Origin of the sequence: Kitasatospora sp. NPDC058063, assembly GCF_042885395.1 — a bacterium.
Lineage (GTDB): Bacteria > Actinomycetota > Actinomycetes > Streptomycetales > Streptomycetaceae > Kitasatospora > Kitasatospora lactacystinica.
Genome location: NZ_JBHVSD010000018.1, coordinates 170,193 through 182,334, shown reverse-complemented (window position 1 = coordinate 182,334; position 12,142 = coordinate 170,193). Strand labels below are relative to the sequence as shown.

The following is a 12,142-nucleotide window of genomic DNA, read 5'->3' as shown; positions in this document are numbered from 1 at the left end:
CGCCGGGCCCGACCCCGCGTCGGGCCCCGGTCCCGCGCAGGGCCCGACCCGCTCGGGGCGGCGGACCGGCGCCGGCCCCGTCGTCCCGAGCCCCGACCACCCCTGGAGGACCGCATGCCCGAGGGACCGCACCGGCCGCGCCGTGGCGCCGCCACGATCGAGGAGGTCGCCCGGGCGGCCGGGGTCTCCCGGCAGACCGTCTCCAACACGCTGAACGCGCCGCAGCGGGTCCGCCCGGAGACCCTGGAGCGGGTGAACGCCGCTATCCGCGAACTCGGCTACCAGCCCGACCAGTCGGCCCGCTCGCTGCGCAGCGGTGCCCGCCGCACCATCGGCTACCTCGCCCCGGTGGACGACCCGCTCGACCCGAACCCGTTGATGGCCGGCTTCCTGGAGGCCCTGGTCGACGCGGCCGGGGCGGCCGGGCAGCGGGTGCTGCTGTTCCGGCCGGGGCAGGGCACGGCCGACCCGGCGGCGGCGATCGACGAACTGGTGGCGGCCCGCCAGGTGGACGGACTGGTGCTGGCCGACGTGCTGCACGAGGACGTCCGGATCGCCCATGCGGCCCGGCTCGGCGTCCCGTTCGTCAGCTTCGGACGGACCGGGCCCGGGCAGCCGCAGCACTGGGTGGACATCGGCAACGAGGCGGCGATGGCCGAGGTGGTGCGGCACCTCGCGGCGCTCGGCCACCGCCGGATCGGCTACCTCGGGGCCGCCGAGGAACTGCCCTGGATGGCGGCGCGGCGGGCCGGGTTCCTGGCCGAGGCCGACCGGCTCGGCCTGTCCGCGGTGGCGACGGGCGTTGATCGGGCCGGGGCCGTTGACGGGGCCGGAGGAGAGGCCGAGGGCTCCGTGACGGCCTCCGTACGGGCGCTGCTGCGCGGGCCCGACCGGCCGACCGCCGTCGCGGCCGGCAGCGACCTGCTGGCCCTGGACGTGTACGAGGCGGTCCGGGCGGAGGGACTGGTGATCGGGCCCGGCGGGGTGGCGGTCACCGGGTTCCACGACACGCCGCTCTGCCGGCACCTCCATCCCGGGCTGACCTCGGTGCGGCTGCCGCTGCGGGCGATCGCCACGGCGCTGGTCGGCCGGCTGCTGGACCAGGTGCGCGGGCGGGCGGCGCCGGGCGAGGGGCTGGAACTGCCCACCGAGCTGGTGGTGCGGGGGAGTTCGGGCCGCTCCGGCGGGGCGGAGCGATCCGGCTGGTCGGGCTGGTTCGGCGAACCGGGGCGGTCGGGTGAGCCAGGGCGGTCGGGGAGGTCGGGACGATCGGGTGAGCCGGGCCGGTCGGGCCGGTCGGGGAGGTCTGGCTAGCCGGGCCGGTTCGTACGGTCCGCCGTCGCCGCCACGATCAGCTCGCCGACCATGCCCGCGGCGGCCGCCCGCTGCTCGGCGGGCAGGGCGTCGTCGGTGACCAGGAAGTCCAGCTGGTCCAGGTCGGCGAAGGTGGCCAGGCCGACCGCGTTCCACTTGGTGTGGTCCGCGACCACGACCACCCGGCGGGCCGACCGGAGGAAGGCGCGGTTGGTCTCCGCCTCGGCGAGGTTCGGGGTGGTCAGCCCGGCCTCGGGGGAGAGCCCGTGGCAGCCCAGGATCAGCAGATTGACGTGCAGGGAGCGGATCGCCCGGTCGGCCACCGGCCCGACCAGCGCGTCCGAGGGGGTCCGCACGCCGCCGGTGCGGATCACCGTGGCGGTGGCCGGCGTGCCGTCCTCGGCGGGCTGTTCCAGCAGCTCGGCGATCCGCAGCGAGTTGGTCACCACGGTCAGGCCCTCGACCGCGCGCAGGTGCCGGGCGACCGCGAAGGTGGTCGTCCCGCCGGCCAGTCCGACCGCCGAACCCGGCGGGACGAGCGCGGCGGCGGCCCGGGCGATCGCCTCCTTGGCGGGCAGCTCCCAGTGCGCCTTGGTCTCGAACCCGGGCTCGCCGGTGGCCGGCGCCTCGATCCGGACGGCGCCGCCGTGCACCTTGTGGACCAGGCCCCGGCGCGCCAGCGCGTCCAGGTCGCGCCGGACCGTCATGTCGGAGACCCCGAGGTCGCGGACCAGCTCGGTGACCCGGACCCCGCCGCGCTCGCGGATCTGCTCCAGGATCAGCACGCGGCGCTGTCCGGCGAGCGGTTGGGCGCTGTCAGCCATCGGGAGGCCTCCTTCGAGCACGTCGGTCGCGTGCCCATGGTGGATAATGTTTGAGATTGTAGCTTTCTGTTGATTTACCCATGTCCAATGGCTTCACTCGGAGGAAGAAGGGCCATGCCCGGTACGTCCCTGACCCAGCCCACCGTCAGGACAGTGACCACCCTCGCGGACGGTCGGCAGCTGATCTACTACGACGGCGGAACCGCCGCCCCCCGGACCGCGGTGGACGAACGGCCGCTCGACCCGCAGGCCCCCGGTTCCGAGGTCCGGCTGGACCCGGCCACCGGCGACTGGGTCACCATCGCGGCCCACCGCCAGGCGCGCACCTACCGGCCGCCGGCCGAGGAGTGCCCGCTCTGCCCGTCCCGCGACGGGCGGCTCAGCGAGATCCCGGCCGAGGACTACCAGGTGGCCGTCTTCGAGAACCGCTTCCCCTCGCTGGCCGGCCCGCCCGCGGAGCCCGTCCGGGCGGCCGGGGGCCTGTGGACCAGTGGCCCCGGCGCCGGGCGCTGCGAGGTGGTCTGCTTCACCGCCGACCACGAGGCCTCCTTCGCCGACCTCACCCCCGAGCGTGCCCGGCTGGTCCTGGACGCCTGGACCGACCGCACCGCCGAACTCTCCGCCCTGCCCGGCGTGCGGCAGGTCTACTGCTTCGAGAACCGGGGCGCCGAGATCGGCGTCACCCTCGCCCACCCGCACGGCCAGGTCTACGCCCTGCCCTTCACCGCCCCGCGCACCGCCCGGATGGCCACCCGCGCCGCCGAACACCGCGCCGCCACCGGCCGCAACCTCTTCGAGGACCTGCTCGCCGCCGAACGCGCCCACGGCGACCGCGTCGTGCTCGCCGGGACGCACTGGACGGCCTTCGTCCCCTTCGCCGCCCGCTGGCCGTACGAGGTCCATCTCCACCCGCACCGCCGGGTGCCCGACCTGACCGCGCTGGACGCCGAACAGCGGGACGAATTCCCCGCCCTGTACCTGGAGTTGCTGCGCCGCTTCGACCGGCTCTTCGGCACCGGCCGGACCCCGTACATCTCCGCCTGGCACCAGGCCCCGGCCGGACAGCGGGACGAACTCGCCCTGCACCTAGAGCTGTTCACCATCCGCCGCACCGCCGACAAGCTCAAGTACCTGGCCGGGGTGGAATCCGGCATGGACGCCTTCGTCAACGACGTCACCCCCGAGGACGCGGCCCGCCGGCTGCGGGAGGTCGCCGCATGAACACCTTCGAGCAGCTGTACGGCCGCCCCTCCGAGGGGGAGTGGGCCGCCCCCGGCCGGGTCAACCTGATCGGCGAACACACCGACTACAACCTCGGGTTCGTCCTCCCCATCGCCCTGCCGCGGACCGTCCGCGCCCGGGCCGCCCGGCGGGAGGACGGGCTGCTGCGGCTCTGGTCCGCCCAGGGCGGTGACCTCGTGACGCTGAAGGTGGACGACCTCGCCCCCGGCTCGGTGCCCGGCTGGGCCGGCTACCCGGCCGGGGTGGTGTGGGCGCTGCGCGAGGCCGGCCACCGGGTCGGCGGGCTCGACCTCCGACTGGACAGCGACGTGCCCGGCGGCGCCGGGCTCTCCTCCTCGGCCGCCCTGGAGTGCGTCGTCGCCGCCGTCTGCAACGACCTGTACGGGCTGGGCCTGGCAGGCCCGGAGCTGGCGGTGCTGGCGCAGCGGGCCGAGAACGCCTTCGTCGGCGTGCCCTGCGGAATCATGGACCAGATGGCCTCGATGTGCTGCCGCCCCGGAGCCGCCCTGTTCCTCGACAGCCGCGATCTGATGATACGTCAGGTGCCCGTCGACCTCGCGGGCGCGGGCCTCGCCCTGCTCGTCCTGGACACCCGGGTGAAGCACGACCTCGGCGACGGCGCGTACGCCGCGCTGCGGGCCGGCTGCGAACGCGCCGCCGCCCTGCTCGGGCTGCCCGCGCTCCGCTCGCTCCGGCCGGCCGGGCTGGCCGACGCGCTCGCCCGGCTCCCCGAGGACCTGGTTCCCCTGGTGCGCCACGTGGTCACCGAGAACGCCCGGGTGGAGGCCGCCGTCGCCCGTCTGGACGCCGGCGACCTCGCCGCGCTCGGTCCGATCCTCACCGCCGGGCACGCCTCGCTGCGCGACGACTACCGGGTCTCCTGCCCGGAGACCGACCTCGCCGTCGACGCGGCCCTGGCCGCCGGCGCCCACGGCGCGCGGATGACCGGCGGCGGCTTCGGCGGCTCGGTCATCGCCCTGGTGGACACGGACACCGCCGAGCGCGTCGCCGCCGAGGTCACCGCCGCTTTCCGCGAAGCCGGGTACGCCGAGCCGCGCACCCTCACCGCCGTCCCGGCGGAGGGGGCGCGCCGGCTCCGCTGAACCGCTCCGCCGGGCGGGGGCCCGAGGACAGGCCCTACGCCCGGTGGGCGGCCGGGCGCTCCGGGGAGGCCTCCGCGAGCGCTCGGGTGACCGCCTCGACCCCGGCCCGCAGCCCGTACACCGGGGTGGCCGGCTGCTGGCGCCAGGACTCGTCGATCCCGCCCGCGTCCACGGTGTCGAAGCCCAACGCGTCGACCAGCTCCCGCACCACCCGCTTGGCCGCCTCGTCGTCCGACGCGACCGGCACGGCGAGCCGCTCCGGGTCCCCGGCCGGGCGCGGGCGCTCCAGCAGGTCCTGGGCGTAGGTGCCGTTGAACACCTTCACCACCCGGTGCCCGAGGTGCTGCTCCGTCCACCGGCTCTCGGTGAGCCCGCCGTCCTCGATCGCGTCGATCCGGCCGTCGCGCTCCTTCGGGTAGTAGTTGCCGGTGTCGATCACCGCGACGCCCTCGGCGGCGCCGTCCAGCAGCCCGGAGGGCAGGTCCGGCACGCTCTTCAGCGGCACCGTCACCACCACGACCTGCGCGCCCCGGGCGGCCTCGGAGACCGTCACCGCCGTCGCGCCGGTCTCCTCGACCAGTGCCTTGAGCGTCTCCGGGCCACGGGAGTTGGCCACCGATACCTCGTGCCCCAGCGACGTCAGCCGTCGCGTCAGGTTGCCGCCGATGTTGCCCGCGCCGATGATGCCGATCTTCATGGGAAGTCCTTCTTCGCGAGTGCCGTATTTGGACCGTCGCCCTGGCCCAACCGTCCGGTGATCGCGCCGATTCCCGGTTCGCAGGGTGGTTTTCCGGGACCCACGGTCGAGGCGGGCCTGGTGCCGGCCCGGCACCCGTCGCGAAGGTGAACGGCATGAGCCACCCTTCCTCCGACGCCGCCGTTCTTTCCGGCGCCACCGTCCCCGGCGATGCCGCCGCTCCCTCCGATGCCACGGTCCCCGGCGATGCCACGGTCCTCGTCACCGGCGGCACCAGCGGCATGGGCCTCGCCACCGCCCGTCACCTCCTCGCCACCGGCGCCCGGGTCGTCGTCACCGGCCGCGACGACGCGCGGCTCGCCCGCGCCGCGGCACGCCTCGGCGCCGGCGACCGGCTGCTCACCGTCCGCGCCGACGCCTCCGTGGCGGCCGACCTCACCCGGCTGGCCGACACCGTGCGGGAGCGGTACGGCCGGCTCGACGGGGTCTTCGCCAACGCCGGCGTGGCCGGCTTCCAGCCGGTGGACGAGGTGACGGAGGCCGAGTTCGACCGGATCGTCGCCGTCAACCTCAAGGGCGTGTTCCTCACCGTCCAGCACGCGCTGCCGCTGCTGGACGCCGCCGGCGGCGGATCCGTCGTCCTCAACGCCTCCTGGACCCCGCACCGCGGCCTGCCCGGCGCCGCCGTCTACGCCGCCACCAAGGCCGCCGTCCTCAGCCTCGCCCGCACCCTCGGCAGCGAACTGGCCGGCCGCGGCATCCGGGTCAACTCGGTCAGCCCCGGCTACATCGTCACCGAGATGTTCCACGCGGCCGTCCCGGACCCGGCCGACCACGAGCCGATCCGCGGCCACGTCCCGCTCGGCCGGCTGGGCACCGCCGAGGACATCGCGCAGACGGTCGCCTTCCTGCTCTCCGACCGCTCCTCGTACATCACCGGGCAGGACATCGTGATCGACGGCGGGCTCGTCCCGGCCTTCCCCTCCCTGACCGGCTGACCGCCCCGCCTGACCGCACCGCCTGACCGCCCTGGCCCCGCCCAGGCCCCGCCGTGCCTGGTCCTGACAGGGCCAGGCACGGCGTCACTCGTCCGGGTGACAATCCATGACGTGAACCCGAGCAGCGCCCTGAGCGAATTCCTCCGCACCCGCCGCGCCGGCCTGCGGCCCGAGGACGTCGACCTCCCCGACTACGGCGGCCGCCGCCGCGTCGCCGGGCTGCGCCGCGAGGAGCTCGCCCACCTCGCCGGAGTCAGCGTCGACTACTACACCCGCCTCGAACAGGGCCGCGTCGGCAACCCCTCGGACGCCGTCCTCGACGCCGTCGCCCGCGCCCTGCGGCTGGCTCCCGACGAGTCCGGCCACCTGCACCGCCTCGCCCGGCCCGCGGCCCGCCCCCGCCGCCCCGTCGAGCGCCAGCGGCCCCGCCCCTCGCTGCTGCGCCTGCTGGAGCAGCTCCCGCACACCCCGGCCCTGGTGATGGGCCACCGGATGGACGTCCTGGCCTGGAACCACGCCGCCGTCGCGCTCCTCGGCGACTACGGCGCCCTGCCGGCCGAGGAGCGCAACATCGCCCGGATCACCTTCCTCGACCCGGCCTCCCGCGAGCTCTACGCCGACTGGGCCGCGTGCGCCCGGGAGAACGTCGCCTTCCTCCACCTGGAGGCCGGCCGCCGCCCCGACGACCCGCTGCTCGCCGAGCTGATCGGCCAACTCTGCCTGGGCAGCGAAGAGTTCCAGCGGATGTGGGCCGACCACCCGGTCGCCGACAAGACCTCGGGCCGCAAGGCCTTCCGCCACCCCCTGGCCGGCACGCTGGACCTCGTGTACGACACCCTGCGGCCGGCCGACGACCCCGGCCAGGCGCTGGTGACCTACACCGCCGACCCGGGCTCGGCGTCGGACGACGGGCTGCGGCTGCTGCTGTCCTGGGCGGCCTCGGGCTGAGGCTCCCCCGTCACTTCGAGCAGGTTCTCCCTGGCCAGGACGGTCGACGGATGGTCCGGCCCGAGGACGCGGTCGAGGTCCGCCGCCGCCCGGCGGAGCATCTCCAGCCCTCGCTCCACGTCTCCGGCGTGCAGGTACATGACCGCGAGGTTGTTGCGGGACGTGAGGGTGTCCGGGTGGTCGCCGCCGAGGACGCGCCGGCGGTCGGCGAGGACCTGCTCCTGGAGGCCGACGGCGTCCTCGACCCGTCCGGCCTCCAGGTAGGTGGCGGCCAGGTTGTTGCGGGACGTGAGGGTGTCGGGGTGGTCCGCGCCCAGCTCGTGCCGGCGGTCGGCGAGGACCTGCTCCTGGAGACCGATGGCGTCCTCGACGCGTCCGGCCTCCGAGTAGGTGGCGGCCAGGTTGTTGCGGGCCATCAGGACGGTGGGGTGGTCACTGCCGTGGAGGCGTTGGAGGTCGGCGAGGACCTGCTCCTGGAGACTCATCGCCTCGTCGGTGCGTCCGGCCTCCCAGCACGACTGCGCGAGGTTCCCGAGGGCCGCGAGAGTGTCGGGATGGTCGCCTCCCAGGACGCGCTCGCTCGTGGTGGAGAGATGCGTCCAGTACTGGATGCCGGTGGCGTACAGGCCCGCCTCCACGAGGCTGGCGCCGCAGCGGAACAGCAGCAGGTGCATCCCCAGCGGCCGCTGGATCAGGCCGGTGGGCCCGTGCCGGGTGAGCACGTCGGTGTTGGCCCGCAGCGTCGCGGCCAAACCCTGCACGCCGTAGTCCGCGGTCGGCCACAGTTCGAGAAGGGCCTCGGCGACCACGATGCCCGCCCGCGTCGAGTCGGGAGCCGTGTCGAGGGTGGCACGGGCGGTGAGCGCGTGGAGGGTCACCTCCCGGTGGGAGGTCTCGGTGAGGGTGACGAGGCTGTAGTTGTGCAGCAGCGCGAGCGCCTCCATCGCGTCGTCGGCCGTGACGGGCGCGCCGCGGACCCTGCCGAGATGCTCCAGCACCGGCCCGGTGCCCCACAGCTCCTGCGGATGCCCGGCCGGGTCCAGCAGCGCCGCCAGCCGGAGGACCGGCCCGGCGAGCCCGACCGGCTCCTCCTGCTGCGCCGCGTCGAGGGCCAGCAGCAGCGCCGCCGCGACCGGCCCCCGGTAGCCGTCGGCACCGGAGCGGGCCGGCAGCACGGCGTCCAGGCTGCGGGAGCGGTCTCGGAAGAGTTCCAGGTAACGGCCGCAGCCGCGCCGGGTGTTGACCATGCAGGCGGCGGCGTGGGCCAGCGCCAGCGGCAGGTGGCCCAGCGCCTCGGCGAGCTCCTCCGCGTGCTCGTCGAGGAAGCGGGCGCACTTGGCCCGCTCCAGCCGCTCGCCGAGGTAGGCGGCGGACTCGGCGGGGGAGTACGTGGTGACGTCCACGAGGGTCCGGTCGCCGCCCGTACTGGCGGCTCCCCGGTGGCGGGTGGTCGCGATGACCCGTCCGCGCCCGCCCCGGCTGGTGACGGGCCAGAGCTCCTCGGGCGTGTGCTCGGTGGTGTTGTCGAGAACGACCAGCCAGCTCCGCTCGGTGGCGGCCAGCCAGGCGAGGAAGCGCTCCGCGTCCTGCTCGGCCGCCTCACCGCTCGCCCCGGGCACCCCCAGCTGCACGGCGGCCCGGGCGTACAGCTCGGTCACCGCGGAGGGCTCGGCCGCGTCGGCCCACAGCACCAGATCGGTGCCCGCCTCGACGGCCGCGCGCGCGTAGTGCGCCGCGAGCTGCGACTTGCCGACGCCGCCACCGCCCGCCAGCACCTGGCTCAGCACGACCGTCCCGTACTCCCCGCGGGCCTCGTCGATGGCCTGCCGCAGCTCCGCCCGGGGCTGGAAGGCCGTCGCCCTGGGCGGGATCCGCCCGATCACCACCGGCCACCGCACCTCGGCGGCCGGCGCGGCGTACTGGTGGACGGTCAGCTCGCGCGCCTGGAAGGTGCTGCCGTTGACCGTGCTGTTCTCGATGCCGTTCCTGACCTGCCAGCCCTGCACCTGCTCGCCCCCACCGCCCGGCGTGTCGAATGGGCACCATTATGGGAGCCGAAATTATGGGACCCGAAACGGCGCTGCCGTGCCGCCCGGGGACCGGGCGGCACCTCGACCGCGCTGTAGGCGGCGACCGCCAGGGCCAGCAGGACCGTGCCGCGCCGGACCAGTCGGGCCGACAACCGCGCGAGCGCCAGCTGCGGAGGCCCCGCCTGTCCGTGCGGAGTCCTGTCGACGGAGGCTGCGGACACGCTGGCGGGTCCGGTCATCGCGTTGCACCCTTGTGGCCGTCCGCCATGGCGTTCGGCCACAGAGCTGGCCACCTGGTGGCCGCGTTCTCCGTTGGAGTGGACCATTGAGGGGAGGCGATGTGGGCCGGTGGGCCCTGTACCGGGACGCGGTACCGCGATGAGGTGAAGGGGCCCGGGCCGCCGTTGCTGCTGCTGTCGGCGCTACCCGGGGAGACCGGAGGATGTCGTGCCGGACACGGAGGGCCTGACGACCGGCCGTGACCAGGGCCGGCCAGGGGCGGCGCGTGCGCGGCGATGGCTGGAGCCGGGTCTGCTGGTGGCGACCGCCGCGGCGCTTGCCGTCGGCGGGATCGCCTGGCTGGCCGGCAGTCAGACCGCCGCCGACCTGTGCTGGGCGGTCGGCACCGTGCTGGCCGTCCTTCCGGCGGTGGCCTGGGTCGTGGTCGCGCTGCGCAAGCGGCGGGCCGGCGTCGACCTGATCGCGGTCCTGGCCCTGGTCGGGACCCTGGCGGTGGGCGAGTACCTGGCGGGCGCCCTGATCGCCCTGATGCTCGCCACCGGACGCGCCCTGGACGCCGCCGCCGAACGCCGCGCCTCCCACGACCTGCGCGCCCTCCTGGAACACGCACCGCGCTCCGCCCGCCGCCGCAGAGGCCAGGAGGTGACCGTCGTCCCGCTGGACGAAGTCGCCGTCGGCGACGTGCTCGTCGTCGGCCCAGGTGACGTGGTCCCGGTCGATGGCCGGATCACCGACGGCACGGCCGTCCTCGACGAGTCCGTCCTCACCGGCGAGTCCGAACAGGTGGAACGCGACATCCAGGAGGCCGTGCGCAGCGGCGTCGTCAACGCCGGTGGCGTTTTCGAGATCACTGCCAGCGCCACCGCCCGGGACAGTACCTACGCGGAGATCGTCCGCCTCGCCGAACAGGCCGGCGCGCAGCGGGCACCGACCGTGCGCCTCGCCGAGCGCTACGCCGCCTGGTTCCTGCCGCTCTCGCTGGCGATGGCCGGTCTGGCCTGGCTGCTGAGCGGCTCCGCCACGCGTGCCGTGGCGGTCCTGGTGGTCGCGACCCCCTGCCCCCTGCTGCTGGCAGCGCCGGTCGCCATCGTCTCGGGACTCTCACGCGCCGCACGGCGCGGCGTCATCGTCCGCGACGGCGTGGCACTGGAGAACCTGGGTCGGGCCCGCACCCTGGTGATCGACAAGACCGGCACCCTCACCGCCGGCCGCCCCCGCGTCCTCGAAGTCGCCGCCGCCCCCGGCCGCACCCCTACCGAGGTACTGCGCCTGGCGGCCTCACTCGACCAGGTGTCCACCCACGTCCTCGCCCAGGCCATCGTCCAAGAGGCCCGCACCCGCGACCTCGCCCTCTCCCTCCCGCAGGACAGCACCGAAGCGCCCGGACGCGGCCCCGCCGGCACCGTCGACGGCCACCGCCTCACCGTCGGAAAGAGCGACCTCGCACCGGCAGCCCTCCCCGCCTGGGCGCGGGCCGTGGACAACCGCGCCGTCCTCGACGGCGCCGCCCTCGCCTGGCTCACCGTCGACGACACCCTCGCTGGCGCCGTCCTGCTGCGGGACCCGCTGCGCCACGACGCCCCGCACACTGTCCAACGACTGCGCGAGGCCGGACTGAGCCGGCTGGTCATGCTCACCGGCGACCGCCCCGAACCCGCCCGTGAGGTCGGGGCCGTCCTGGGACTCGACGAGGTCCGCTCCGGGCAGTCACCCGCCGACAAGGTCTCTGCGGTCCGCGACGAATCCGCCCGTGCGGTCACCCTCATGGTCGGCGACGGCGTCAACGACGCCCCCGCGCTGGCCGCCGCCGACATCGGCGCCGCGATGGGCGCACGCGGCTCCAGCGCCTCCTCCGAAGCCGCCGACATCGTCCTCACCACCGACCGCGTCGACCGCCTCTCCGACGCCATGGAGATCGCCGTCCGGGCACGCCGCATCGCCGTCCAGAGCGCCGTCGGCGGCATGGCCCTGTCGCTGCTCGCCATGGTCGCCGCCCTGTTCGGCCTGCTGCCCCCGGCCGTCGGCGCCCTCCTCCAGGAGGCAATCGACGTCCTGGTCATCCTCAACGCCCTGCGCGCACTGCTGCCCGCCCGCGGCACCCGGCCCGCGCTCGAACCCGACACTGAAGACCTCATCCACCGCTTCGCCACCGAACACGACGACCTCCGCGACACCCTCGACGCCATCCGCGAAGCAGCCGGCCTGCTCACCACCGAACACGGCCCCCGCGCCCTGGCCGCCGTCCGCGAGATCGACCGCCTCCTCACCGACCGCCTCCTCCCGCACGAACACGGCGAGGAACACCAGCTCTACCCCGCCCTGACCCGCCGCCTCGGCGGCCCCGAAGCCACCGAGACCATGAGCCGCGCCCACACCGAGATCGACCGCCTCGCCCGCCGGATCACCACCCACCTCCACCTCGCCAACGAGGAAGGCCACCTGCGGCCTGAGCAGATCGACGACCTCACCGCCTGCCTCTACGGACTCCACGCCGTCCTGCGCCTGCACTTCCAACAGGAAGAGGAGAGCTATTTCTCCCTCGCTCCCTGAAGTACCGCCCGCCGAGACGCGGGCATCCGCCCGCGGCACCGCTGCCGCTCACCGGTCGCCGGTACCGAAGTCGTGCCGACCATCGTTGCGTGGGCCCGCTCCGCGTCGGTCGGCGTCGGTCGCGCTCTTCGGGCGCATCCCCTTCACTGCTACGCAACGCCGCACGGACGGCACCGAGCTGGCACAGGTGACCGTG

The 12,142-nt window shown here is 75.1% G+C and carries 9 protein-coding genes; 6 read left to right on the top strand and 3 right to left on the bottom strand.

All coding sequences use genetic code 11. The features are described from left to right. The first annotated feature begins 114 nt into the window (after positions 1-114). The gene (locus tag ACFVUY_RS28610; RefSeq protein WP_387734611.1) at positions 115-1,314 is read left to right on the top strand and encodes a LacI family DNA-binding transcriptional regulator; all 1,200 of its coding nucleotides are present in this window, start codon (positions 115-117) and stop codon (positions 1,312-1,314) included. On the opposite strand, the gene ACFVUY_RS28605 is transcribed toward ACFVUY_RS28610, so the two are convergent. Then, the gene (locus tag ACFVUY_RS28605; protein WP_387734609.1) at positions 1,311-2,138 is read right to left on the bottom strand and encodes a DeoR/GlpR family DNA-binding transcription regulator; all 828 of its coding nucleotides are present in this window, start codon (positions 2,136-2,138) and stop codon (positions 1,311-1,313) included. The two genes, ACFVUY_RS28610 and ACFVUY_RS28605, sit on opposite strands and share 4 nt — an antisense overlap. Positions 2,139-2,252: 114 nt before the next feature. On the opposite strand from ACFVUY_RS28605, the gene galT reads away from it, so the two are divergent. Together galT and galK are read left to right on the top strand one after the other, a co-directional pair. Further along, on the top strand, positions 2,253-3,359 hold the full coding sequence (gene galT / locus ACFVUY_RS28600) for a galactose-1-phosphate uridylyltransferase (RefSeq protein WP_387688534.1): 1,107 nt from the start codon (positions 2,253-2,255) through the stop codon (positions 3,357-3,359). Continuing rightward, on the top strand, positions 3,356-4,483 hold the full coding sequence (gene galK / locus ACFVUY_RS28595) for a galactokinase (protein WP_387734606.1): 1,128 nt from the start codon (positions 3,356-3,358) through the stop codon (positions 4,481-4,483). The genes galT and galK overlap by 4 nt, the downstream gene beginning before the upstream one ends. Before the next feature lie 34 nt (positions 4,484-4,517). On the opposite strand, the gene ACFVUY_RS28590 is transcribed toward galK, so the two are convergent. Next, positions 4,518-5,180 carry an NADPH-dependent F420 reductase gene (locus tag ACFVUY_RS28590; RefSeq protein WP_387688530.1) on the bottom strand — a complete coding sequence of 221 codons (663 nt, stop codon included), beginning with the start codon at positions 5,178-5,180 and terminating at the stop codon, positions 4,518-4,520. A 155-nt stretch (positions 5,181-5,335) separates the two neighbouring features. Between ACFVUY_RS28590 and ACFVUY_RS28585 the strand changes: the two genes are divergently transcribed. Together ACFVUY_RS28585 and ACFVUY_RS28580 are read left to right on the top strand one after the other, a co-directional pair. Further along, positions 5,336-6,178, top strand: a complete 843-nt coding sequence (locus ACFVUY_RS28585; RefSeq protein ID WP_387734604.1) for an SDR family NAD(P)-dependent oxidoreductase — start codon at positions 5,336-5,338, stop codon at positions 6,176-6,178. Positions 6,179-6,289: 111 nt separating this feature from the next. Continuing rightward, positions 6,290-7,126 carry a helix-turn-helix domain-containing protein gene (locus ACFVUY_RS28580; protein ID WP_387688526.1) on the top strand — a complete coding sequence of 279 codons (837 nt, stop codon included), beginning with the start codon at positions 6,290-6,292 and terminating at the stop codon, positions 7,124-7,126. On the opposite strand, the gene ACFVUY_RS28575 is transcribed toward ACFVUY_RS28580, so the two are convergent. Then, complete coding sequence (locus tag ACFVUY_RS28575; protein WP_387734602.1) at positions 7,054-9,132, bottom strand: tetratricopeptide repeat protein; 2,079 nt, start codon at positions 9,130-9,132, stop codon at positions 7,054-7,056. The genes ACFVUY_RS28580 and ACFVUY_RS28575 overlap by 73 nt on opposite strands. A 543-nt stretch (positions 9,133-9,675) precedes the next feature. On the opposite strand from ACFVUY_RS28575, the gene ACFVUY_RS28570 reads away from it, so the two are divergent. Next, complete coding sequence (locus ACFVUY_RS28570; protein ID WP_387734649.1) at positions 9,676-11,946, top strand: heavy metal translocating P-type ATPase; 2,271 nt, start codon at positions 9,676-9,678, stop codon at positions 11,944-11,946. The last annotated feature ends 196 nt before the right edge of the window (positions 11,947-12,142 follow it).

What these genes read in the sequence shown, in the direction of transcription:
- ACFVUY_RS28610 (WP_387734611.1), top strand. Translation starts at nt 115, where the DNA reads ATGCCCGAGGGACCGCACCGGCCGCGCCGTGGCGCCGCCACGATCGAG.
- ACFVUY_RS28605 (WP_387734609.1), bottom strand. Translation starts at nt 2,138, where the DNA reads ATGGCTGACAGCGCCCAACCGCTCGCCGGACAGCGCCGCGTGCTGATC.
- galT (WP_387688534.1), top strand. Translation starts at nt 2,253, where the DNA reads ATGCCCGGTACGTCCCTGACCCAGCCCACCGTCAGGACAGTGACCACC.
- galK (WP_387734606.1), top strand. Translation starts at nt 3,356, where the DNA reads ATGAACACCTTCGAGCAGCTGTACGGCCGCCCCTCCGAGGGGGAGTGG.
- ACFVUY_RS28590 (WP_387688530.1), bottom strand. Translation starts at nt 5,180, where the DNA reads ATGAAGATCGGCATCATCGGCGCGGGCAACATCGGCGGCAACCTGACG.
- ACFVUY_RS28585 (WP_387734604.1), top strand. Translation starts at nt 5,336, where the DNA reads ATGAGCCACCCTTCCTCCGACGCCGCCGTTCTTTCCGGCGCCACCGTC.